Here is a 23,587-nt window from a genome sequence, read left to right as displayed (position 1 = left end):
CAACTACAAACTACCCCTGCACGTTTGGTTCGTCTTCTTTAATTTTCAAAGGTCTTTCCTGTCTGCTCTCTCAAGCGACAACTATATCAGTATATCACCTCATTTTCGCTTTGTCAATAACTTTTTTCTTTTTTTTCTACTTTTTTTCGTTTTTGCTTAAATCTTGAAACGTATGGGGGTTCTCTGAGTTTGAAACGTTCTAAAAAACTTGGAAAACAAAGTAAAAGTAGATACGGTTCAGCAAGATGAGTCAAGAACGATAGGAATGATTTTTGAGCGAACATAACTTGTCTGCAATCCACTACAGTTAACAATGAGACTGATTTTATACAAATGAAAAGTAGTGAGGACTTCCCCGTCGGAGATTTCCTCACTACTAATGTTAAGATGTTGTTATTTATCATCTTGCATTTTTTCTTTTATTTCATCGTATGAAAGTGGACGGATATCTTCTTCATCAAGATGCTCAGTATCTGCTGGCATTTGGCCAGTTTCATAGAGTGATTTGATTTGAACACTATCCAATGTTTCATATTTCAATAAGGCCTCTGCAATCAATTTATGAGTTTCACGGTTAGCTTGAATGATTTCAGCTGCTTTCTCACGCGCTTCGTTTAATAAGTTGCGAACTTCATTATCCAATTCATAAGCGGTCTGCTCTGAGATATGTTTTTGTGTCGTATAGCCACCAAACATCGCATGATTTCCTTCATACTGCATCGGTCCCATCTTATCACTCATTCCATATTCTGCAACCATAGCCCGTGCCATTTGAGTTGCTTGCTCAAAGTCATTGGCAGCTCCCGTTGTTTGAGCATTGAAAATAATTTCTTCTGCCACACGACCACCCATAAGACCTGCTAATTGTTCTTTCATATCTTCTTTAGATAGAAGCATTTGGTCTTCTTTTGGCAAGGCTATCATATACCCACCTGCACGACCACGAGGAACAATAGTTACTTTATGAACTTCACGTGCATTTGAAAGAACAAGCCCAACAATGGTGTGACCTGCCTCATGATAGGCTACCATTTCTCGCTCACGTTTTGAAACCTGACGATCTTTCTTAGACGGTCCTGCAATGACACGATCTTCTGCTTCATCAATATCTGAAGCATCAATCGCTACTTTATTCTGACGAGCAGCGACAAGAGCTGCTTCATTCAATACATTTTCTAAATCTGCACCAACAAATCCTGGTGTTTGTTGGGCAACTAATTTCAAATCAACATCATCTGCCAACGGTTTGTTTTTGGCATGAACTTTCAAAATAGCCTCTCGACCTTTTACATCTGGTCGTCCAACTAAGACTTTACGGTCAAACCGGCCAGGACGAAGAAGGGCTGGATCCAATACATCACTACGGTTGGTTGCCGCAATCACGATGATTCCCTCGTTCCCAGCAAAGCCATCCATTTCAATCAGTAATTGATTGAGGGTTTGCTCACGTTCATCATTTCCGCCCCCCATACCGATGCCACGCTGACGTCCAACGGCATCAATTTCGTCGATAAAGATGATAGCTGGTGCAGCTTTCTTAGCATCTTCAAAGAGCGAACGGACACGACTAGCACCAACACCGACAAACATCTCTACAAAGTCAGAACCAGATATACTAAAGAATGGAACACCCGCTTCTCCAGCAACAGCTTTTGCTAGGAGTGTTTTACCTGTCCCTGGAGGTCCTTCAAGGAGAACACCTGCAGGAATTCGTGCTCCCAATTTAGTAAAACGCTTCGGGTCTTTTAAGAATTCAACAACTTCTACTAATTCCTGTTTTTCTTCTTCTGCCCCAGCTACATCAGAAAAACGAACTTTCACATTACTTTTTTCTAACGCCTTAGCCTTGTTACGGCCAAAGTTCATAGCACCTCGTGCACCACCGCCACCTTGATTCATCATCATGACAAAGAAGATACCAAAAATAATCAAGGGAAAAATATTAATAAAGATAGTTAACCACAAACTATTAGAACTTTCAGGCTTTACAGTTACTTTTACATCATGTTCTTTTGCCAGTGTTTGTAAATCATCTACTGCCGAGTCAGCTGGTAACATGGTAGACGTAAATTTTTGATAGCTCGCCTTAGCAGAAACTTGGAATAATTTAATCGATTCGGCAGCCTTGCTTTCTGCAACCTTTGGCTTTTTATAAGTTCCTGAAATTTCAACAACACTACCATTTGGTTGATAAGTAACATCTGTCACGTTACCATCTTTTAACTCTGTTACAACTTGTGAATAGCTAATCTCATGAGTTGAAACTTGACTACCTGCTTTAAAAAATTGATAGGCTGTAACGACAGTTGCAATAATTAAAATAAGAAGAAAAGGATTTCGGATAAATCCTTTGTTGTTTTGATTGTTCATAAATACTATAGTAACCTTTTTCTAATTTGAATAAACTTCCTCTTTTAATACTCCTATATAAGGAATATTGCGGTAATTCTCATCATAATCTAGACCGAATCCTACAACAAATTCATTTGGAATTGTAAAACAGGTATAGTCTGGATCAATCTCCACCACACGACCTTCTGGTTTATCAAGAAGAGTTGCAATTTTAATAGAAGCTGCTTGTCGCAAAGCAAACAATTCTTGCAATTCTTTCAATGTGCGTCCTGTATCAATAATATCTTCAATAAAGAGGACATCACGACCTGCAACATCTGTATCCAGGTCCTTAATAATCTTGACAGTACCACTACTTTCAGTACCACCGTGATAGCTAGATACGACCATAAAGTCCATTTCAATATGAGTGTCGATATGTTTTATAAGTTCTGCCATAAAAGGAATAGAACCTTTTAAAATACCAACCAACAAGGGAGTTTTTCCAGCATAATCTTCTGTTAAAATCTTCCCTAATTCCTTGCTTTTTGCAACAATTTCTTCTTCTGAAATAAGAATCTTTTTGATATCTTTTTCCAACATATTTCATTCACTCTTTCATTTTTATATATAATGCAGCTTTGATTATATCACTTTTTGCTGATTTACTCAAATCACTGGCAACCATATTCGCAATTCCATAAATTTTTCCAGCTTGCTCAATCACAACAGCCTCATTTCGTAATTTTTGAGGGATTTTTTGGTCAATAAAATAACGGCGTACTTTCTTGTTGATTGAATGAAGTAAGATAGTATCACCAGCAGTTCTCCCCCGCAAAACAATCGGATGATTAGCTTGAAGATAAAGAATCTGGTCTGGTTGGTCCAGTGGCTCATTTAATGAAAAAATAAATCGTCCATACTGAAAAACACCCTCTGATTCTATCACGTATTGTTCTTCTTGCCTATCCGTCTTAGGTTGGATTTTTGTAATAATGAAAGTCTGATAGTCTTTTATAAGGTAATAGTTCCCTTTTAAATGGTGTTGGTAATTTGCCTTGGTTGCAAGGATACCTAATACTTGCTGAAATTGCTCCCGTGTTAGATGAAGTTCTGGAAACTGTTCTAGATATTGCTGTAACAAAAAATAACGAACAGCTTCTGTTTGTGCTTGAAACTCTGACAGATTCCTGATGTCAATATGACTGGTTAATTCCCTAAGTGCTTGATGAAGATAGTCTGCCTCTTTTCCTACATGCAATAGAGCAGATGAAAACTGAGGGTTTTCATTCATCAATAAAGGAAGATAGTTGTTGCGAACACGATTTCTAAAGTAAATCGGAGAGTCATTACTTTCATCTTCGAAATGAACTAGATCCATCAATTCACTCTTACGAAAAGATAATAAAGGACGGATCACTTCTCCTCCTGCAAAAGGTTGAACAATCTTCATTCCTGCTAGATGTACCAAACGACTTCCTCGAATCAAACGCATCAAAATCGTCTCCGCCTGGTCGTCAGCATGATGAGCCGTGACCAATGCTGTATACTGATGTTTTTTCATCACCTCTGCAAAAAAGTCATAGCGCATCGTGCGGGCTGCTTCTTCGGAAAATTTTCCTTCAAAATAAGAAACATAAAAAGGAATCTCCCGTCTTTGAGCCCATTCCTTGATATAATGTTCTTCCTCAAGCGCTTCTTGTCGCTGCTGATGATTGACGTGAGCAATCCCAATTCGTATATCAAAAATGGCTTGGTATTTATAGAGAAGATGGAGTAGATTCATCGAATCTTTTCCACCTGAAACTGCAATAAGGACTGCCTTATGTTTATCAAAAAAGCGACCTTTTTGTGTCACTTTTAAAAATTTTTCTTCCATTATTTTAAAATTCCATATACATCATTTGCAATCTGTGAAATATCATCATAAGTCATCTGATCTGTAAATATAGACAGAACAAATGGTTCTTTAGCATAGACAATAGCCACATCATGCTTGAAATCATAAGCATCTCCAATTTTGTGAGCAACCTTGACATCAATATCTCTTGCAATCCGCTGGTCATCAAAATTCGTAGCAGAAAGACTTTCTAGTACATAGCCATTCTGACGATAAATCGCCTCCATCATCAAGCCTGCCATCTCAGCAGAAGCCATGCGCGACACCATGTCCCATTTTTGACCCGCAATTCTAGTTGTTTCCTGATAGAAACGCTTATCGAACTTATCCGCGGCATAGTAGCCAAGGAGATTGCTGGCCACATTGTCTGATTCTTTCGCTGTACGATCTATCAAATCATCAATTCTGTACTTCTGATTATCCGGTATCTTATCGATAGAACCACTTCCTTCAGGTTCATAGGCTCCGTCAAAATCTTCTGTTTCTTTGACGTACTTTACACTATCTGTCAAGTTAATTTTCTTACGATTGATATTTTCTTGAACGTAATATAGTGTGGGAAGTTTGGCTACACTAGCTGCATACATCATCTTCTCTTGATTGACACCTGCTGTTTCTCCAGTTGACAACTTTTTGACATAGACAGCTATATTCTTAGATGAATATTTTGTTGTTAATAAATCTTGAACAGCCTCTATGCGGTTATCTGACCTAGATAAATCGTTGAGATGAACCCAGGCCTTGGAGTTAATTTTGGCAAAAAATCCTAGATGAGTTTCTACAATTTCTGACACGGTTACCTCTTGGTAAGGTTTACTATCAAGGCTTAGCTTTTTAGCTTGATTAGCGATAGGACTGGAATACAGAGTAACATTTTTCTTGAGCCAAGCCTTTTCTGAAACGACCCGATGCGCTACTATAATATCATCATAGATACGTGTCTGGTCAGCCACTACATATCTCTTATCCTGTAATTGAAACACCAACTGGTTCTGACTATTGACATCAACACCAATGATTGAAAAAGGGGAATTGGGCTTTATTTTCCTGAAAGGAATTGTCAACTCTTTGTCAAGATAAGTGTCAACCTCTTCGTAGACATTCGGATTGGAGGGAATTGTTTGAAAATCTGTGCTATACTCCTTATAGTTCAGTTGATAATTCATCTGATTGGACAATTCAAATGGAATTTCAGTACTTCCAACTGGTGCCGCTGCAAATAAGATTGGACTAATAAGCCATATTAACTGCTTTTTCATCTTTCCTCTTTCCTAGTATTTGGTCTCCTTGTTTTCTATGTTTAATTTTAAGGCTTGATTTTTCTCAGCCAGTTCTTCCAGTTTTTCATCAGAATAGGCTAAGAATTTTTCAACAATTTCTACAATAGTTTCTGTCATCGTGGTAATAATCCTGGAATATTATAAATAAATTCCCCATCCTTTGAATATTGAAGTTTCGCTCGAATATACTTCGTTACATATTCTTCATCCTCTAGTTTTTTGACTAAGGAAGATTCGATTTTCTGTTGCTTTTCCAACTCTTTGTATCGGACTTGTAAATCACTCAACTGCTGCTCTCGTTTTTGCAGATTTTGGTAACTATTAACCAAATTGTAGGTTGGCAAGACAAAAAGAAAGATAACTAAAATCAAAATGGAACCCATAAATCGATTTTTCTGCTTTTTTTCCTGAAGGTAAGCTTGACTTTTTTGTAATTCTTTTTGAATGTATTGATTGTTGATTTGGAGAATGTTAGATTTTTTCATCTGCTTCAATCCTTGTTTCACTGATGATTTCATACATTTTGAGCGCATCTTCTTTTTTTGTACTATCTTTCATTTCAAGCACCTTAACAACTAGCAACTTATTTCCAAAACGAATGTCAATCTGGTCATTTTCTTTTAAATCTGTTGAAGATTTAGCTAAAATACCATTTACCTTAATTCTTCCCTTATCCGCTACTTCTTTTGCAACTGTACGACGCTTGATAATACGGGACACTTTTAAATATTTATCTAATCTCATGTCTTCACCTCGTTTTTCTATTGTATCACTTTTTAATCGGTTTTAAAACTCTACAGAGCCTTCCTATTCTTGATTTCGACCATTTTTTCAGCGAAATGTAAGAGTTCTTCGATGATTTCATAGTCTTTTTTCTGATCAATGATAAATATCAATTCCACACAGCCCTTATTTTCCGAAATACGAGCTTTCAGATTCGTCGCAGATAAAGCTTCAAAGTAGTCCTGCATTAGAAAAATTTGACCAGATATTTCTTCAAAACTTATCACAACTTGGTGTTGCTTTCGTTCCACTCTTTGAGCAAATACTTGATCAAAGTAGGATTTTAAAAGACCAATTTCAAGAAGATAGGCAACCACATCTGGGTACTCCCCAAATCGATCCATTAACTCATTTTGCAGTTCTTCATAATCTATACGACTGTTGAGTTGCTTAATTCGCTTATAAATCTCAATTTTTTGACGCTGATCATCAATGTACTCACTCGGTAGATACGCATCAATAAATAGATTTATTTCTGCATTACTTTTTTCACGCTTAGTCTGTTTGCCTTGTTTTTCAAGAATAGCATTTTCCAATAATTGAGAGTACAATTCATAGCCAACAGAATCAATAAAACCACTCTGAGCTGCTCCTAAAATATTTCCTGCACCTCGAATCGATAAATCCTGCATAGCAATTTTAAAGCCAGAACCTAATTCTGTAAAGCCTTTAATCGCTTCAAGACGCTTTTCAGCAACTTCTGTCAAATTCTTGTCTGGTCGATACATCAGATAGGCATAAGCAATTCGATTGGAACGACCGACACGACCTCTTAATTGATAAAGGGTTGACAGTCCCATATGGTCTGCATTTTCGATAAAAAGAGTATTTGCATTTGGAATATCAACTCCTGTTTCAATAATGGTTGTCGTAACTAATACATCATATTCACCTTCAATAAAAGCTAGAAGCGTATTTTCTAATTGAATTTCTGACATTTGACCATGGACATATCCAATTTCAGCTTCGGGTACTAAATCGCGTAATTCAGAAACTTTTTTTTCAATGGTGTCAACTTTGTTGTAAAGGTAGTAAACCTGTCCATCCCTGTCTATCTCTCGTAAGATTGCATCGCGAATAATAGATGGACTGGTTTCCAAAACGTAGGTCTGAACAGGATAACGATTGGTAGGTGGAGTTTCAATGACCGATAAATCACGAATCCCTAACATGGACATTTGCAGGGTTCGTGGAATAGGCGTTGCTGTCAAGGTTAGCACATCTATTTTTGTCTTCAATTCTTTCAAACGTTCCTTATGCTTAACACCAAACCGCTGCTCCTCATCAATAACTAACAGACCTAAATCAAAAAATTCAACATCTTTTGAAAGCAGACGATGCGTTCCGATAATGATATCCACTTGACCTTTTTTAAGCTTTTCAACCGTCATTTCTTGCTCAATCTTAGTCTTAAAACGACTCATAACATCAATATTGATAGGAAATTCAGCGAAACGACTTTTAAAAGTTGAAAAATGTTGTTGAGCCAAGACGGTCGTCGGAACTAAAATTGCTACTTGCTTGCCGTCATTAACCGCCTTAAATGCTGCACGCATAGCGACCTCTGTCTTACCAAAGCCAACATCCCCTACTAGCAAACGATCCATTGGAGAAGCTTTTTCCATATCTTTTTTAATCTCTTGAATGGAGCGGAGCTGGTCTTCTGTTTCAACATACGCAAAATGCTGGTCAAACTCGACTTGATTTTTATCATCAGGCGAAAAAGCAAAACCTACTAATTGACTGCGTTCAGCATAGAGCCGAATCAAATCATCTGCAATATCTTCAACCTGCTTGACTACCTTTTGCTTGGTTCGTTGGAAACGACCATCATTTAATTTGTTGAGTTTTGGCGTTTTACCGTCTGAAGCTAGGTACTTGGATAACACATCAATTTGCTCCACAGGTAGGGAAATTCGGTCATTATGTTGGTATTGAATACTCAAATAATCACGATGAATACCCGATACCTCAATCGTTTCAATTCCCAAATACTGACCGACACCGTGAACGTGGTGAACTACATAATCTCCTACAGATAGCTCATTATAATCTTTTAAGCGCTCAGCATTTGAAAGATTTTTCCGACGAACCTTTCGTCTAATCTTTTTATGGAAAATCTCATGCTCGGTGATAAGTGCAATCTTTTCATCTAAAAAATGAAAACCCGTAGATAATTGACCTAGTGTTAGCTGCTGCTGCCCCATTTGTAGCTGATTGGGTTGAACAAAAGGCAAATCTATCCCATATTCCTGTAAAATATTCTGTAAATGCTGTAAAGAAGATTCAGATTCTGTTTGAATAATGACTGTATAATGAGACTTCGCATAGTGCCGCAATTCATCTTGCAATAAGGGAATATGATTAAAAAACTCTTGCATCGAATGCTGATTAAATTGACATACAGTATCAAATTTCAGATTTCCTAATCCCTTTTGAAAGATTGAAAAATACGTGGCAGGTTTGTAGTTTCTAAAAGATTGATATACTGATGCAAAGTAATGTACGTTTGACAATGATTTAGCATTTTGTAAATCTTGTGTCAACAACTCAGCAACTTCTTTATCAAAACGTGCATGAGCATCTGCTATCTTATGAAAATCATCAAAAAATATAGGTGTATGACTCGGAAGATAATCTAGCAAGGTCCATTCTTTTTCATAAAAATATGAAAGAAACTTCCGACTATCTGGATGACGATAGGACTGTCTTACATCTGAAAGCACTTCTTCAATATAAGAAATCTGTTCCTGCTGCTGTAATTTCTGTAAACTATCTGTCAACCTTTTTTCAGCACGTAAAAAGTCGTCTGAATAGAAAATCATATCAGAAGCAGGTCTTATCAAGATATCATCTACATTCTCAATAGATCGTTGGCTCTCACTATCAAACTGGCGAATACCGTCAATCTCGTCACCAAAAAATTCCAGGCGATAGGGATATTCAGTCGCAATTTCAAAAATATCCAGAATATCTCCACGCTGACTAAATTCACCTGCATGTAAGACACGAGAAACCTTTTTGTAGCCAATCTCTTGCAAGCTCTTTACAAGCTTGTCCATTTCAAGTTCGTCTCCAACTGTCAGCGTTTTTATCGCTTTTTGATAGGAGGCCGGACTTGGTAGCAATACTCTACAAGCTGCCATACTAGCTACTAAAATCCCTGGTTTCTTTTTATCTATAAGAAAGTTGAGACTTTCCAAACGAGACTGGATACGATCATTTGAAGCAAAGACAAATTCTGCTACAGGGTTATCATCTGTAAAGAAATTGTAAACATCATCACTCCCTAAAATATTGGTGAGCTCTTGGCTTAATTTCTCAGCTTCATTCTGAGTTGGGGTAACAATCAGGCACTTTTCATTCAACACATCAAGGACAGATGCCATGACAAGGGCTTTCATAGTACCGGATAATCCCATTATCAGTTGACGAGTGGATTTATTGAGACCAGCCTGCCATTTGTCAAGCTGCTTATTTTGATTGATTAATTCAAGAATATTCATCTTAGTTATTGTACCTTCGCATTATCTTTTCAGCGTCATTCTCCTGTAAATAAATGTTTACAAAGTCGTCAAGTCTGTCCAAAGTCAGCTCAATTTGAATGCGATCATTGCAATCAAAGTGAGACAAGACATGCTGAACGACTGTCATTCCATCCTTTGGTCGACCAATTCCAATTTTTATGCGATCAAATTCCTGACTGCCGAGATGTTTTATAATACTCTTAATGCCATTGTGACCACCTGCTGACCCTTTCTGACGAAAACGCACTTTCCCAACTGCCATATCCAAATCATCATAAATAACCACTAAATCCTCCTTAGTAAGGCCATAGTAGGTTAATAAGGCGTGAACAGCCTTTCCAGATTCATTCATAAAAGTTGTTGGTTTAACCAGGTAGACTTTTTCACTGTTGATAAAGATTGAGGCAATATCTGCCTGAAAAATCTTATCATGGCTAAAAGAAAGTTTTTCTCTTTTTGCTATTCGATTGATGAACATAAAGCCAACATTGTGCTTTGTGTCCTCATAACGAGTCCCAGGATTCCCTAAACCTACAATCAATTTTGTCATAATAGCTCCTTTTAAAAACACTAAAACGGTTGGAAACTATTTTCCAACCTTTTCATTATTCCTGACACGCTTTATACATTAAAGCGGAACTCCATAATATCACCATCTTGGACGATATATTCTTTTCCTTCCTCGCGCAAGCGTCCTGCTTCTTTGACAGCTTTTTCGCTACCATAGGTCATCAAATCGTCATATGACATGGTCACAGCACGGATAAAGCCTTTTTCAAAGTCTGAGTGAATGATTCCAGCTGCTTGTGGTGCTTTAATACCACGTTTAAAGGTCCAAGCTCGCACTTCTTTTTCTCCAGCTGTAAAGTAGGTTCCTAAGCCTAGTAAGTGATAGGCAGCTCGTGTTAGCTTATCAACACCTGACTCTGTTAAGCCCATTGCCTCTAAAAATTCAGCCTTATCTGCTTCATCTAGTTCAGAAATTTCTTCTTCTGCACGCGCTGAAATAACGACAACCTCCGCATTTTCTGTCATGGCAAATTCACGAATTTGCTTTACATAATCACTACTATCTGGATCTGCTACTTCATCTTCACCAACATTCGCCACGTAAAGAACTGGTTTTGTTGTAAGGAGAAAGAGGCCTTTTACAACTTTTTGTTCTTCTTCTGTAAAGTCAATCGTACGAGCAGATTTTCCATCTTCTAAGACAGGTTTGATTTTCTGCAAGACAGTAAATTCTGCAACTGAATCCTTATCTTTTTGAGTGCGAGCCATTTTTTCAACACGGGCATAACGTTTGTTAACACTCTCCAAGTCAGCCAAAATCAATTCTAAGTTAATCGTTTCAATATCAGCCATTGGGTCAACAAAAGCTGACTCACGTCCTTGTTCCCGCATAACATTTTCATCATCAAAGGCACGAACAACGTGAACAATGGCATCTACTTCACGGATATTGGCTAAGAATTTATTTCCAAGACCTTCTCCTTTAGAAGCTCCTTTTACAATTCCTGCAATGTCTGTAAATTCAAAGGTAGTTGGAACAGTCTTTTTAGGAGTAATTAACTCCGTTAATTTTTGCAAGCGCTCATCTGGCACCTCCACCATTCCGACATTCGGATCAATAGTCGCAAAGGGATAATTTGCTGCTTCTGCTCCTGCTTTTGTAATTGCATTAAATAGGGTAGATTTTCCAACATTTGGCAAGCCAACGATACCTGCTGTTAAAGCCATTTATTATTCTCCATTCAAAAATTTCAATCACACCTATTATAGCAGAAAAGTGAAAAAAAAGCTTGTTCATAACAAGCCTAATTAAAAATAGTAACAAGATTTTCGAGGAACCATAATAAAAATCCTCCGAGAGGAAAAAGTAACCACCAGTAGTCCACTAAGAGCTGCCAATCCGTTCTATCAGCCTTTACGAAGACTACTTTTTCAGGCTCTTTCCCCAGCAGCAACTTATCTAGACTAACTTCCAAAACCTCTGCTAATTTCACCAAATTTTCCAAATCCGGTGTAGCATCTCCATTTTCCCATTTTGAGATAGACTGGCGAGAGATAAAGAGCTGCTCTGCTAAAGCATCTTGAGAGAGATTTTTGGCTAGACGCATGGTTTTAAGTTGTGTTGAAAATTGTGACATGATTCCACCTACTTCTCTTTTTCTTAGATTATAATCTCTTTGAACAGCAATCACTAGCACTTTTAAGCGCAATTGGCAGTTGCAAAGTTTCCTAAATCATCGATAAATCAAGTATTTTCGGGTTGCGCGAGAATTTTTTTCATTTTATATTCAAAATCATGCCGACTCATCATGACCAAATGATCGCAATTCGTACAGCGAATTTTAATATCTGCTCCTAAGCGTATTACCTCCCAGGCATTTGCTTTTTTACCAGTTGATTTGATAATGCAAGCATGGGGCTTTTTCATCTCAACGATGCTTCTTAATTCATACATGATTATTCCTCTCCAAGATAGTAATAGCGTGTTTGGCAGGTAATAGTTAGTTCATCAATTACCTGCAATTCTCCGTCTACTTGAGCGACAGTCTTGTGTGGTAAGCGCAGATGTACTCTTTCTGCTGTCATATGATGCAAAACTGAAGAACTCTTGTGACGTTTTAATATCAAGTCTAATAGCGCTCTTATACGCTGGCTAATAGAGGTCGCTGACACATACACCAGGTCCATTTGAAACTGGGTGATACGGGCTTCCGGCCAAATCATAATTCCACCACCAAAATAAGTGTTGTTGGCAATAGAAAGAAAAAAGAGATGCTCCAACTCCATTACCTGATCATTTGCTTCAACAAGAGCCGATAACTGAGAGGAATTTAATAAACCAAGAACACCAAAGAAGATATAAATTAGCTTGCCAATTTTTAGTTGGTTGAACCACCTTTTGATAGCAGAATTTTCTGAATGTGCGATAATACGCGCTGGATAGCCAATGTCAAGACTATTCACCACAACTCCACTAGAAATTGTTAACAGACAAACAGGTACAAATTGGGTTTCTAACAAATTGTTCATGACCTGTTGCCAAGATGAGATGCCTATGGCACGCGCAAAATCATTTCCTGAACCAGTTGGATAATAGGCAAAGGCAATGTCCTTTGGCCAAGCAGATAGTACCTTGGATAAGGTACCATCACCCCCTAAAATCAGAAACCTGTCACAATTTTTCCGAAAGACGGACAATATCGCTTCTATTTGCGTATATTCATCGTTTTTCTTTCTTGTCATATAACTCTCTATCCGCACTTGTGGATAAGTCTTCCGAATATCTTTAATAATTGCAAAAGCCTGCCCATTTCCTGCTTGAGGATTCGCTAAAATATATACAATCATCTCTCTAATCGTTTTCATTTTTCCCCTAGTATAACATAAAAGGGAACAGAATATCCAAAAAATGACCTCACTCCTTTGTACTCGTCAAACATCCCCCTCTTCCGTCGCTCGCCTTGCTGAACTTCAGCTCTACTTTCGGTTTAGATAAAGAAAGTTTTATAGTCATTTCGTTTATCTTTTATTACTTCGTTAACTCTAGTACAGCCTGCACTTCTTGCCTAGTACTAAAAGTAAACTAAAAGACTATACTACCCTTTTCTCCACCCCTACACAATTCCGATTTTTTACTTTAAGGGAATCAGGTATCAATCGTCCTTTTTAACGATTGATAGAGGGCAACTGATTTGATTAAAAAAGAAGCTGAGCAGTACTCAACTTCTTCTTTCTCATTTCTAAAAACTAATTGGTACGAACCGGTGTAATCAGTTGGATAAAATCAATCTCTTCTGTATTTGGCACAAGAGTAAATGGACGAACAGGGGAAATAAAGCTGATTTTGATTTGTTCGCTGTTAGCTGCTTTCAAGGCATCGATGAGATAGGTTGGATTAAAGCTAATGACCAAATCTTCTCCTGATACTTCAAGCGTGTCCAATTCTTCATTGACCCGACCAACCTCTGGTGAATAAACATGGGCCGACACTTGCCCGCCTGTAATTTCTAGCTTTACTGTGCCATTTTGGGTTGCATTTGACAGTAAGCGAGCCCGTTCCATGGCTTGACGTAATTTTGCTGTATCAAAAATAGCTATTGTATTAAATTCAGTCGGAATCAAACGATCCGTGTCTGGGTAGGTCCCTTCAAGCAACCGAGTATAGAAGCTAATATGTTCACTTCTAAAGAGCATTTGGTTGTTAGAAAAGAATACTTCTACTGTTTCAATATCATCAGTAAAAACAGTGACAAATTCACGCAATGAGCGACTAGGAATTACCACATTAAAGTTATCCCCAGATTTATCTAGCGTTAATTTCCGTTGACTCATACGATGGGAATCTGTCGCAACAGTTTTCAAATATTTATTTTCTGTTAAGACAAAGTGAACACCTGTTAGTATTGGACGACTTTCTTGGGTTGAAGCCGCAAAGGCTGTTTCGTTAATAGTTTCTTTTAAGACACTTGTTTTTAGAATAAGTGGCTCAGCAGTTGAAACTTCTTGAAGTCTAGGATATTGTTCTGCTTCTTTCCCTTTCAGGGTAATCTCTGATTTACCACTGGTTAGAACGATTTGTTGCTGCTCAATTTCATGAATATCTAAGACAATGTCTGGTAGGCTTGAAACAACGTTAATGAAGAAAGAAGCTTCCAACAAGATTGACCCTGGTGAAGAAATCAATAAGCCAGCATTTTCATCTTGAATAGAAATAAAGTTTTCAATCGAAATTTGACCGTTTGATCCTGTTAAGGTAATCCCCTCAGTAGATACTTCCATTTTTAAAGTTGATAAAATAGGAATTGCATTTTTGCTACTGATAGCTCGTTTAGTAATGGTAAGAGCTTGTAAAAATACAGTTTTATTTATAGAAAATTGGATCATGGATTCTCCTTTATTTATATATTATAAGATTAGTAGTAATAGTAGGTTCTGTGTGTTCTGTGGAAAACAAGCTAATTACCTGTGTTTTCTAGAAATATCCCCTGTGAATAGCTTGTGGAAAATTGTGGATTTTTTGACCAAGTTATCCTCAGTGGCGAATGTTGTTTTTAATAGTAGTGAGTTCAATTTCGAGATTTTCATCATCTACTAGCATATTTTTAATTTTATTATGTGCGTGCATGACGGTTGTATGATCGCGATTGCCAAATTCTTTTCCGATTTTGGGTAGTGAGTTATCGGTCATTTCACGTGCAAGATACATGGCCACCTGTCTAGCATGGACGATATTTTGTACACGTTTTGCACCTTTTATTTCCTTGAGGCTGACCCCGTAAAATGCTCCTACTTCATGCTGAATGGTTTCGATGGCAATAACAGTATTGACAGGACTTGTCTGTTTCCGAGCCCGAATAGCTTCTGCTGCAACATCAACAGTGATTTCAGTTAGATTTTTAACACTAGCTAATAGATGAATATCTTTTAAGGCACCTTCTAAATCACGAACATTGGAATCAAATTGACCAGCGAGATAGGAGAGAGTATCGTCTGTAAAGTCATAAGGGTATTCTTCACATTTATTGCGCAAAATAGCAATCCGCGTTTCCAAATCTGGCGGTGTGATATCAGTTGTTAGTCCCCATTTGAAGCGTGTGACAATTCGTTCTTCCAGATTGTCTAAATAGTCAGGATTACGGTCACTGGTCAAGACAATCTGTTTATTTTTATCATGAAGTGCATTAAAGGTATGGAAAAATTCTTCCTGAGTAGATGCCTTATTTCGTAAGAATTGAATGTCATCGATTAGTAGAAAATCTAAATTTCGATAGATTTCTTTGAATTGTTCCATCTTATTTAGTCGAAGATGTTCGAGAAAGTCGTTGATAAAGGTTTCGGTTGAAACATACTTGATACGAGCATTTGGATTATTTTCTAAAGCCTTATTTCCGATCGCATTTAAGAGGTGAGTTTTTCCTAAACCAGGTCCTCCGTAGATAAATAGAGGATTATAGAAAATTCCTGGATTATCAGCAACACCTAAAGCTCCAGCCTTTGCCATTTGATTATTGATTCCTTGGACAAAATTTGCAAAGGTATATTGGGGTTTGATATCTGGATGAGGTGATTGTTGTTCCTCTTGCTGACGGGGTTCCTGCACCTGTGCTACTGGTTCATGAATGGTATTTCTTTCAGGAGGAGAGTCATTGGTAAACTGATAGTCAATGGAAATCTGGCTGTCGAAAATTTCAAACCCTGCAGTGATAATAATGTCTTTTAAATTTTGATCCCAAAAGAGTTGTTTATAAGGACTATCTAAAAATATTTGCGCTCGGTTTGAGGAGATGTCTAGTAATTGAGCGTTTTCGACGTAAAAATCATAGGCTCCTTGGTTAAGCTTGGCTTTGGCTAACTGAAGAACGCGTCTCCAGAATGTTTGCTTTTTTTCCACTCTTTCTCCCCTCTTTCTATATTGTTTGGTTCTATTAGTGTATCATAAAAGAATAAAGTTTTCCACAAGTTATTGTTTTTCCACATTGTTTATATCAGTTTTCCACAAGTTGTGTATAAAGCTAGAAATTGTTTGTTTTTCTAATGAGTTGGACAATCTATGAATGTGAATAACCCTGTTTATAGGAAAGCTACTTCCACACTAGTTTATAATGGTGTGGATAATTCGTTCAAATTCTTCTGCGTTTTTAAATGAAATAGTTAGATTACCACTACCATTTTTTTTCTGTTGAATTTGGACAGCTGTTCCTAAGAGTTGACAGATAGTTTCTTCTGCTTCTTTAACAAAAAGATTTTTGCTAGGTTGACTCTTTTTGGTTTTCTTGGTTGATAAGGCAGTTTCTAAGGCACGGACGCTCATCTCTTTTTCCAAAATGGTATGAAGCCATTGCTCCTGCTCTCTTGCATTAAAAGAAAGCAATAATCTAGCGTGCCCTTGTGATAGTTTTCCCTCTTTTACTGCTTGAATCAAGGTGTCAGATAGTTGTAATAAGCGTAGAATATTGGTGATATAAGGCCGCGATTTGCCCATGATTTGTGCAATTTCATCGTGCGTTAAGCCTTTTTCAATTAGTCGTTGATAGGATGTCGCTTCCTCAATCGGGTTCAGATCAGAGCGTTGTAGGTTTTCAATAATGGCTTGGGAAAGTAATTCATCATCAGATAGGTCTTTGATAACCACAGGAACCTTAGTCAGACCAGCTAATTGGCTGGCCCGCAGTCTCCTTTCACCTGCCAGTAATTCGTAACCGATAATGGCTGATTTTCGGACAATTAAAGGCTGAATTAGACCGTTTTCTCTGATAGACTGAGCCAGTTCTTCTAACCTTTCTTGGTCAAAATAAATTCGTGGCTGATAAGGGTTTGGGCTGATGTCAGTGATTGCAATATAACGTAGTTCTTCCATATGTCCATCTTAGCAAAAAAAGGCTCACTTTACAATGATGTAAAGTGAGTGATGATTAGTTTGTGAGATCCTCTGTTGAATTGGTTAATTTGATGTCAACTGTTTTTTCTTTTCCACGGCGAGAGTAGGTAATGGACATCGTATCACCAACAGTATGTTTATAGAGGGCGCTTTGTAAATCACTAATTGTTTCGACTGTTTCGCCATCAATTTTGGTGATAACATCATATTGTTCTAATTGACCGTCTGCTGGTAAGCCTTTTTGAGTAGAAAGAACCACAATACCTGATTTCAAGCTATCATCTTCAATACCTGCTTTTTGTCGTTGTGTGGTAGAAAGATTGCTTAAATTCGCCATTTTAATCCCCAGTGCTGGACGGATGACTTTTCCATTTTTCTCTAGTTGATTGATGATATTCACTGCATCATTTGCTGGAATAGCAAATCCCATTCCTTCTACAGCAACTCCAGCTGCTGAATTGGAGCTAGAAGTGATTTTACTAGAGGTAATTCCGATGACTTGTCCTTGAATATTGATTAGTGGGCCGCCTGAATTTCCAGGGTTAATCGCTGTATCGGTTTGAATGGCATTGGTGGAAATAGTTTGACCATCTTCTGCTTTTGAAGTGACTGTACGGCTGAGACTAGAAACGATTCCTTGTGTTACTGTGTTTGCGTAGATACTACCGAGTGGGCTACCAATGGCAATCGCTGTTTCTCCGACCTTAATCTTGTCAGAATCTGCAAATTCAGCAACATTTTTAACCTTATCAGCTGTAATTTTAATCACGGCAATATCTGCATAAGTATCTGAACCAATCAACTCCCCTTCCACTTTTTCACCCGAAGCTAGTTGAATATCAATTTTTTCAGCTCCTGCAATCACGTGGGTATTGGTGACGAGATAGGCAAATTGGTCTGTTTTTTTATAAATAACTCCAGAACCTTCTCCTGCTACAGCCAGATCATCTGAATTGCCACTCTCTTCTAAAATAGAACGATAGCCATTATCACGCGGTTGTTGATAATTAATGACGGATACTACTGCATTTTGTACTTTCTCAACAGCTGATGTTGTTGAATTTTCATTATTGTACTGTACCTTACTAACAGTTGTCTCTTCATTTTCTTTTTTGGTTTCAACAATTTGAGTGACTTGCTTATTCGTCTGGAGCAAAGGTGTGGCAAGTGTTCCTGCTAATCCTCCTATAAACCCAATGAATAATAAGAGTAATACTTTTAAGAATTTTTTCATACAGATAATCCTTTCGAATTTTAGGGTTATCATAACCCTATTTTCTTAATTATAACTTAAAAATAAAAAAAAGCAATCCACAGGCTGGGGATAACTTAGTGACATTCCATTGAAATCTATTATGTTAAGAACCATTTCCGATTGCATTTGGACTGAATATGATACAATAAAGATATGAAAATAAAAATCATCACAGTTGGAAAATTAAAAGAAAAATACCTAAAAGACGGCATTGCTGAATACATGAAGCGTTTGAATCGGTTTGCAAAAATCGACAAAGTTGAGTTAGCAGATGAAAAGACCCCAGATAAGGCCAGTCCTGCTGAAAATGATGCTATTTTGAAAAAAGAAGCAGAACGGATTTTAGCAAAAATAAATGAACGTGAATATGTGATTGCCTTAGCTATTGAAGGTCGACAATTTACATCGGAAGATTTTAGTCAGTTACTAGCTACTACCATGGTCAAGGGATATTCCGATATTACCTTTATTATCGGTGGTAGTTTGGGCTTGCACGAAACAGTCAAAAAACGGGCTAATGTATTGATGAGTTTTGGACTTCTCACCCTCCCTCACCAACTAATGCGCCTAGTCTTGATTGAGCAAATCTATCGAGCTTTTATGATTCAGCAAGGAAGTCCTTATCATAAATAGTTTCACGTGAAACGTAGGAGTTATATGTCAATAAATAAGGAATATCAAGTATTTGAAGGATTGCGAATTGCAACAGCATTAACCTTTATCAGTGGATATTTGAATGCGTTTACCTATATTACCCAGGGCGGTCGATTTGCAGGTATTCAATCAGGAAATGTTATTATGTTATCCTATTATCTGGCAAAAGGCGATATATCACAAGTGGTCAGTTTTTTTAATCCTATTTTTTTCTTTGTGTTGGGGCAATTTGTTGTCTATCTTATCAAGCAAGGCTTGAAAAAGGATAAGTGGTTATGGCACTTTTGCAGTAGTTTGTTGATGACTGGTCTGATTATCCTTGCAGTTGTGATTTCGCCTTTTGTAGGTCCCTTTTTTACCATGGCTACGCTAGCTTTTGTAGCATCTATCCAAATTGGAACTTTCCAGAAATTACGAGGGGCTCCCTATGCTAATGTGATGATGACAGGAAATCTAAAAAATGCAGCCTATTTATGGTTTAAAGGATGGGTGGAGCATGATAGGATTCTTCGCAAAAGAGGACAAGAAACGATTCTAATTTTGGGAAGTTTTAGCCTTGGAGTCATCCTTTCAACGCTCCTTTCCTCACGATTTTTCGAATATGCGCTTGCGTATGTCTTGATTCCAGCCTTGTATGTCAATTATGAATTATGGAGAGAAAAAAGCCTAGCATAGAAGCTAGGCTTTACATGATTCCAGCAGGATTCGAACCTGCGACCGTTCGCTTAGAAGGCGAATGCTCTATCCAGCTGAGCTATGGAACCGCTCAGTAACCATTTCATTTTAACGTAAACAAGATAGAATGTCAAGATATAGAAAAAAGTAAATACGCCGTACGTATGAAGCAACTGCATGTAACCATTTTCTAGTTGGAATTTTCACGAAACTCGCATTTCAATGTGGCTAATTCTTGTTTCCAACGCTATTATAGTCGTTTCGTTTATTTTTAGTACTAGGCAAGGAGTCGCAGGTAGTACTGGAGTACAGCAAGACGAGTGAACGAAGTAATAAAAATATAAACTAAATGACTATATCATTAAAAACCAACTCACTTATGAAATATCACTTTCCGAAAATAAACCTTTCTTCATATCTTTATAGTGAAAAAGCAAAATAATAGCTTGACAAAGGGATAAGTCTATATTATACTAGATAGTGCTTGAATGGTCCGTTGGTCAAGGGGTTAAGACACCGCCTTTTCACGGCGGTAACACGGGTTCGAATCCCGTACGGACTATTTTATCCGCCATAGCTCAGTTGGTAGTAGCGCATGACTGTTAATCATGATGTCGTAGGTTCGAGTCCTACTGGCGGAGTAAAGCAAAATCCCCTATTGTTATAGGGGATTTTTTTGTGGGTAAAAGTGGACTGTTTTCACAGCCCCAAAAGTTGGGATAGAAAAAATGATGATCCGCTGGACTTGCTCCCAGCATTGACCAGGGGCTAAGTCTTTTTATGTTTGTTAAATTTAGTGTCATTATGAAATGTATAGTTCAACCCTGTCTATTATAGTCTTTTAGTACTAGGCAAGGAGCTGCAGGCTGTACTAGAGCACGGCAAAGTGAGTGAACGAAGTTATAAAAGATAAACGAAACGATTATACTCATATTTGTCCGTGTTTCACACTCCACATCTGACCTCTACGACTGCTGCGAACTCGTTGGTTTTATTTCCAACCTCCAACAGTCATTACTCTGACTGTTGGAGCTATGCGGGGGTGGGAGTGAAACGGTCTGGGAATAGACTGTTTCAGCCCTAAGCTAGAATGCAGGAAATAAGGTAAAAATCGAACTCTTTCTTATGTGTTTTGAGTTCTTTCTCACTTCCTTTGCTAAGAGCAGGATTATCGTTGAGGATGACACTAGTTTTTTCTAGTACCATGTTTATTGTTGCGAATCCTGTTGTAGAGGATAAATAGTAGGGTTCCTGCTACAAAACAACAAGCTCCAATCACAAATCCTTGGGGAATAAAGGAGAGGATAATCATTCCGTTGCCTTTTGTGACACCTATTTTCATAAAGCCATTCTGAGCTTTTTTTATCGGTAGAGTCTTTGTATCTTGTCTTGCAGACCATCCCTTATCATAGGGAAGTGTTACCAGTAATGAAGCATCAGTGTCAGATGTATAATCAATGTAAATCTTATTTCCCTTTGTTTTTACCTGAACGTCTTGTTTCTTTAGTTTATCCATAGCTACTTGGTATGCAGAGGTATCAAGTTGGTAAAACTGAGGCTTATCAAATGAAACTTGGGAATTATTAGGGAAGCTTATTGTCAAGGTTACAAGTTGTTCATGTTCAAAATACCCGGCATCAAAAAATGAGAAAGTGTTATCAAGGGTAAAGTTTTTAGTGACATTATTGATTGTGAATTGCACATTCTTATTGCTATCACTTGCAAAGCTGATATTTGGGATATTGACATATAATTGTGTGTTAGCAGGAACCAATACTGTATATTGGGTACGAGGTGGCTCATCTTCTTCTGGTTTAGAAAGGATTATACGATTATTTAGCTCAGATTCAGTATCGTGACTAGAAGGTTCTAAGCTGTAGTAATACTGTAAATCAAGTCCTGCTAGCTGATTTAAAAAATTTGTTTGATTATCTAAGGTTAGATTGGAGAAGTTTACATCTTTGTAAAGATTAGTGGTTAAGATGGCTAAGGGAAGAGAGTGGGTATTTTCATAGAGAGAGTAGCTACCACTTGAATGGACTGGAGAAAATCCGAATTTAGTTAGCTTCCCCTCTGCTATATTATAGCGGATCGCAAAGAGACTGTCTGCTATAATGGTATTGTTTTGGTAACGCAGGTTAAGATTTGTACCATCAGAACGGAATCCTAATTTATCTAGTGTTGAGCTGGAAGTACGGTTACGAATGGAAGAAAATTGAGAGATACCATTGTAGTTGTACTTCATACTGTCATTTCCAGTTTGTGGAAAGAGCCGTTCTGTACGATAAAATTCAGAATTTGTAGATTTTGTATACTTTACAAGATTGTCAATGTCTATCAAATTTTGTTCGTAACTATCACGGCTTGGAAAATGCCATTCAGTAGCTAGACCGTCAACCTGATAGTTGGTATTCAGACTAACTTCAAATAGAACAAACACCAGGCTGATACCTGAAAATACCTTCCATTTGATATGGTTCTTACTGACTGCAAAGAGCAGAATTCCATAAGCAATTAAAAATTCAAGGGATAATAAAAGATGAATAGGGGTGAGAAATTCGTACCGATTGAGGAAGAAGAATGTTGCTCCAAATCCAATAGATAGCAGGAGAAGAGGAATGAGATATTCACGGAAGTGAATGCTTGACAATCGTGTCAATGTATCTGCGGCCATGTAAATGATGACCAGTGAAAAAATCCAGGCATAGCGGTGTAGAAACATATTGGGCGCGTGCATACCTTGCCAAAATAGGTCAAGTGGTTGTAGATAAAAACTAGCAATGATGATGATAAGTAATAGACCATAGCTCATTTTAACTTGCCATTTAATCGATTTTACAGTGAAGAAAAGAAGCGCAAGCAGTAGGGGAAAAATTCCTACATAAATCATAGGAATAGCACCAAATTTCGTTGTATCATAACTTCCGACTAAATTTTTAGCAAATAGATCTAAATACCAAGAATTTTCTGTCTGCAAGTTGACAATCTGTGTCAACTGTTCACCATGTGTTTTTAAATCTAAATAGCTGGGGAGTAATATGACCATACTAGATAGACCTGCTAATAATGATACAACTGTAAAGTCAATAAGAGAACCTATTCTTTTCTTGAAATTCCAAGATAACTGAACAAGAAACCAAATAGATAAAAATAAGGCCATCATGTAGCCAAAATAATAATTTTGGATAAATAATAATACAAGACTGACGAAGTATAGAATTCTCCCTTTCCTTTCCATGATACGATGTAGTCCAAGGAGAATAAGGGGAACAAGAATAAAGGTGTCCAACCAAATATTGATTTCAAGCTGACTCGTCGAAAAACTCATCAATGAAAAAGAAGTGGATAATAATATCGCCAAAGTAGGTTGCAATTTTTTATAGATGGTCGAGAGGCTAAAGTAAGTTGACAATCCTGTCAATCCAAATTTCAGAAGTGTAAAGAGATAGAGGGCATCAGGCATACTTTTTAAATCGAAAAAATAGACCAAAGGAGATAAAATAGAACCTAAATAATAAGAAGATAGGGCATAAAAATTCAAGCCCAATCCACTAGTAAAGGTATAAAATAAAGAGCCGTCACCGTGTAATGTATTTCGTAATACTTGGTTAAAAATGACATACTGGTGAAAGGCATCGCTTGCTAAAATCGTTGTCTTACTTCCCCACCAAATTCCTTTAAGCGCTAATATAATAGTGATAATAAGGACAGGTAAGGCGAAAGAGACACCTAAAAATAGATATTTTGAGTATTTTTTGAACATAACTATAATCTTCTATTTGCAAGAAAAGGCGA

Annotated in this window: 20 protein-coding genes and 3 tRNA genes; 4 read left to right on the top strand and 19 right to left on the bottom strand. The window is 37.4% G+C overall.

Features of this window, described 5'->3' with window-relative positions:
• Positions 1–393: 393 nt before the first annotated feature.
• From ftsH to E4T79_RS03540, 17 genes are all read right to left on the bottom strand, one after another.
• Positions 394–2,370, bottom strand: a complete 1,977-nt coding sequence (gene ftsH / locus E4T79_RS03620; RefSeq protein ID WP_135027880.1) for an ATP-dependent zinc metalloprotease FtsH — start codon at positions 2,368–2,370, stop codon at positions 394–396.
• A gap of 21 nt (positions 2,371–2,391) precedes the next feature.
• Entirely contained in the window at positions 2,392–2,934 is a 543-nt protein-coding gene (gene hpt / locus E4T79_RS03615; RefSeq protein ID WP_135027877.1) for a hypoxanthine phosphoribosyltransferase, read from the bottom strand.
• Positions 2,935–2,941: 7 nt separating this feature from the next.
• Complete coding sequence (tilS, locus tag E4T79_RS03610) at positions 2,942–4,210, bottom strand: tRNA lysidine(34) synthetase TilS (protein WP_135027874.1); 1,269 nt, start codon at positions 4,208–4,210, stop codon at positions 2,942–2,944.
• Positions 4,210–5,490, bottom strand: coding sequence for a serine hydrolase (locus E4T79_RS03605; protein ID WP_135027871.1), 1,281 nt, complete (start codon positions 5,488–5,490; stop codon positions 4,210–4,212). Before E4T79_RS03605 ends, tilS begins: the two co-directional genes overlap by 1 nt.
• A 12-nt stretch (positions 5,491–5,502) precedes the next feature.
• Positions 5,503–5,628 (bottom strand): SP_0009 family protein, encoded by a 126-nt coding sequence (locus E4T79_RS11430; RefSeq protein WP_135027868.1) that lies wholly within the window; start codon positions 5,626–5,628, stop codon positions 5,503–5,505.
• Positions 5,625–5,996: a septum formation initiator family protein gene (locus E4T79_RS03595; RefSeq protein WP_135027865.1), complete on the bottom strand. Its 372-nt coding sequence runs from the start codon at positions 5,994–5,996 to the stop codon at positions 5,625–5,627. Before E4T79_RS03595 ends, E4T79_RS11430 begins: the two co-directional genes overlap by 4 nt.
• Positions 5,983–6,255, bottom strand: coding sequence for an RNA-binding S4 domain-containing protein (locus E4T79_RS03590; RefSeq protein ID WP_135027862.1), 273 nt, complete (start codon positions 6,253–6,255; stop codon positions 5,983–5,985). The genes E4T79_RS03595 and E4T79_RS03590 overlap by 14 nt, the downstream gene beginning before the upstream one ends.
• 50 nt (positions 6,256–6,305) lie before the next feature.
• Positions 6,306–9,800: a transcription-repair coupling factor gene (gene mfd / locus E4T79_RS03585; RefSeq protein WP_135027859.1), complete on the bottom strand. Its 3,495-nt coding sequence runs from the start codon at positions 9,798–9,800 to the stop codon at positions 6,306–6,308.
• A 1-nt stretch (position 9,801) separates the two neighbouring features.
• The gene (gene pth / locus E4T79_RS03580) at positions 9,802–10,371 is read right to left on the bottom strand and encodes an aminoacyl-tRNA hydrolase (protein ID WP_135027856.1); all 570 of its coding nucleotides are present in this window, start codon (positions 10,369–10,371) and stop codon (positions 9,802–9,804) included.
• 71 nt (positions 10,372–10,442) lie between these two features.
• Entirely contained in the window at positions 10,443–11,558 is a 1,116-nt protein-coding gene (gene ychF, locus E4T79_RS03575) for a redox-regulated ATPase YchF (protein WP_135027853.1), read from the bottom strand.
• A 77-nt stretch (positions 11,559–11,635) separates the two neighbouring features.
• Positions 11,636–11,968, bottom strand: a complete 333-nt coding sequence (locus E4T79_RS03570) for a helix-turn-helix transcriptional regulator (protein WP_135027850.1) — start codon at positions 11,966–11,968, stop codon at positions 11,636–11,638.
• Between the two features lie 107 nt (positions 11,969–12,075).
• Positions 12,076–12,285, bottom strand: coding sequence for a DUF951 domain-containing protein (locus E4T79_RS03565; RefSeq protein WP_135027847.1), 210 nt, complete (start codon positions 12,283–12,285; stop codon positions 12,076–12,078).
• A 2-nt stretch (positions 12,286–12,287) separates the two neighbouring features.
• Complete coding sequence (locus tag E4T79_RS03560) at positions 12,288–13,196, bottom strand: diacylglycerol kinase family protein (protein ID WP_135027844.1); 909 nt, start codon at positions 13,194–13,196, stop codon at positions 12,288–12,290.
• Positions 13,197–13,577: 381 nt separating this feature from the next.
• Entirely contained in the window at positions 13,578–14,714 is a 1,137-nt protein-coding gene (dnaN, locus tag E4T79_RS03555) for a DNA polymerase III subunit beta (protein ID WP_135027841.1), read from the bottom strand.
• A gap of 148 nt (positions 14,715–14,862) precedes the next feature.
• Complete coding sequence (dnaA, locus tag E4T79_RS03550) at positions 14,863–16,221, bottom strand: chromosomal replication initiator protein DnaA (protein ID WP_135027837.1); 1,359 nt, start codon at positions 16,219–16,221, stop codon at positions 14,863–14,865.
• 201 nt (positions 16,222–16,422) lie between these two features.
• Positions 16,423–17,187, bottom strand: a complete 765-nt coding sequence (locus E4T79_RS03545) for a ParB/RepB/Spo0J family partition protein (RefSeq protein WP_135027834.1) — start codon at positions 17,185–17,187, stop codon at positions 16,423–16,425.
• A gap of 55 nt (positions 17,188–17,242) precedes the next feature.
• On the bottom strand, positions 17,243–18,442 hold the full coding sequence (locus tag E4T79_RS03540) for a trypsin-like peptidase domain-containing protein (protein WP_135027832.1): 1,200 nt from the start codon (positions 18,440–18,442) through the stop codon (positions 17,243–17,245).
• Positions 18,443–18,616: 174 nt separating this feature from the next.
• Here E4T79_RS03540 and rlmH point away from each other — a divergent pair, with 174 nt between their 5' ends.
• Together rlmH and E4T79_RS03530 are read left to right on the top strand one after the other, a co-directional pair.
• Positions 18,617–19,096, top strand: coding sequence for a 23S rRNA (pseudouridine(1915)-N(3))-methyltransferase RlmH (gene rlmH, locus E4T79_RS03535; protein WP_135027828.1), 480 nt, complete (start codon positions 18,617–18,619; stop codon positions 19,094–19,096).
• A gap of 24 nt (positions 19,097–19,120) precedes the next feature.
• The gene (locus E4T79_RS03530; protein ID WP_135027825.1) at positions 19,121–19,792 is read left to right on the top strand and encodes a YoaK family protein; all 672 of its coding nucleotides are present in this window, start codon (positions 19,121–19,123) and stop codon (positions 19,790–19,792) included.
• A 15-nt stretch (positions 19,793–19,807) separates the two neighbouring features.
• Here E4T79_RS03530 and E4T79_RS03525 read toward each other — a convergent pair.
• Positions 19,808–19,881: transfer RNA gene (locus E4T79_RS03525), tRNA-Arg, on the bottom strand.
• Between the two features lie 401 nt (positions 19,882–20,282).
• On the opposite strand from E4T79_RS03525, the gene E4T79_RS03520 reads away from it, so the two are divergent.
• Together E4T79_RS03520 and E4T79_RS03515 are read left to right on the top strand one after the other, a co-directional pair.
• A tRNA-Glu gene (locus E4T79_RS03520) sits at positions 20,283–20,354 on the top strand.
• Between the two features lie 5 nt (positions 20,355–20,359).
• A tRNA-Asn gene (locus tag E4T79_RS03515) sits at positions 20,360–20,433 on the top strand.
• A 545-nt stretch (positions 20,434–20,978) separates the two neighbouring features.
• Here E4T79_RS03515 and E4T79_RS03510 read toward each other — a convergent pair.
• Entirely contained in the window at positions 20,979–23,555 is a 2,577-nt protein-coding gene (locus tag E4T79_RS03510; RefSeq protein ID WP_135027822.1) for a YfhO family protein, read from the bottom strand.
• Between the last annotated feature and the right edge of the window lie 32 nt (positions 23,556–23,587).

This window comes from Streptococcus sp. LYSM12 (assembly GCF_004569635.1).
Lineage (GTDB): Bacteria > Bacillota > Bacilli > Lactobacillales > Streptococcaceae > Streptococcus.
Note: the sequence above shows the minus strand (reverse complement) of the source record. Positions and strands in the feature narration are given on the sequence as shown.

Bases quoted from the DNA above. Each gene is read 5' to 3' on its own strand.
- ftsH (WP_135027880.1), bottom strand. From the start codon at position 2,370: ATGAACAATCAAAACAACAAAGGATTTATCCGAAATCCTTTTCTTCTT.
- hpt (WP_135027877.1), bottom strand. From the start codon at position 2,934: ATGTTGGAAAAAGATATCAAAAAGATTCTTATTTCAGAAGAAGAAATT.
- tilS (WP_135027874.1), bottom strand. From the start codon at position 4,210: ATGGAAGAAAAATTTTTAAAAGTGACACAAAAAGGTCGCTTTTTTGAT.
- E4T79_RS03605 (WP_135027871.1), bottom strand. From the start codon at position 5,490: ATGAAAAAGCAGTTAATATGGCTTATTAGTCCAATCTTATTTGCAGCG.
- E4T79_RS11430 (WP_135027868.1), bottom strand. From the start codon at position 5,628: ATGACAGAAACTATTGTAGAAATTGTTGAAAAATTCTTAGCCTATTCT.
- E4T79_RS03595 (WP_135027865.1), bottom strand. From the start codon at position 5,996: ATGAAAAAATCTAACATTCTCCAAATCAACAATCAATACATTCAAAAA.
- E4T79_RS03590 (WP_135027862.1), bottom strand. From the start codon at position 6,255: ATGAGATTAGATAAATATTTAAAAGTGTCCCGTATTATCAAGCGTCGT.
- mfd (WP_135027859.1), bottom strand. From the start codon at position 9,800: ATGAATATTCTTGAATTAATCAATCAAAATAAGCAGCTTGACAAATGG.
- pth (WP_135027856.1), bottom strand. From the start codon at position 10,371: ATGACAAAATTGATTGTAGGTTTAGGGAATCCTGGGACTCGTTATGAG.
- ychF (WP_135027853.1), bottom strand. From the start codon at position 11,558: ATGGCTTTAACAGCAGGTATCGTTGGCTTGCCAAATGTTGGAAAATCT.
- E4T79_RS03570 (WP_135027850.1), bottom strand. From the start codon at position 11,968: ATGTCACAATTTTCAACACAACTTAAAACCATGCGTCTAGCCAAAAAT.
- E4T79_RS03565 (WP_135027847.1), bottom strand. From the start codon at position 12,285: ATGTATGAATTAAGAAGCATCGTTGAGATGAAAAAGCCCCATGCTTGC.
- E4T79_RS03560 (WP_135027844.1), bottom strand. From the start codon at position 13,196: ATGAAAACGATTAGAGAGATGATTGTATATATTTTAGCGAATCCTCAA.
- dnaN (WP_135027841.1), bottom strand. From the start codon at position 14,714: ATGATCCAATTTTCTATAAATAAAACTGTATTTTTACAAGCTCTTACC.
- E4T79_RS03545 (WP_135027834.1), bottom strand. From the start codon at position 17,187: ATGGAAGAACTACGTTATATTGCAATCACTGACATCAGCCCAAACCCT.
- E4T79_RS03540 (WP_135027832.1), bottom strand. From the start codon at position 18,442: ATGAAAAAATTCTTAAAAGTATTACTCTTATTATTCATTGGGTTTATA.
- rlmH (WP_135027828.1), top strand. From the start codon at position 18,617: ATGAAAATAAAAATCATCACAGTTGGAAAATTAAAAGAAAAATACCTA.
- E4T79_RS03530 (WP_135027825.1), top strand. From the start codon at position 19,121: ATGTCAATAAATAAGGAATATCAAGTATTTGAAGGATTGCGAATTGCA.
- E4T79_RS03510 (WP_135027822.1), bottom strand. From the start codon at position 23,555: ATGTTCAAAAAATACTCAAAATATCTATTTTTAGGTGTCTCTTTCGCC.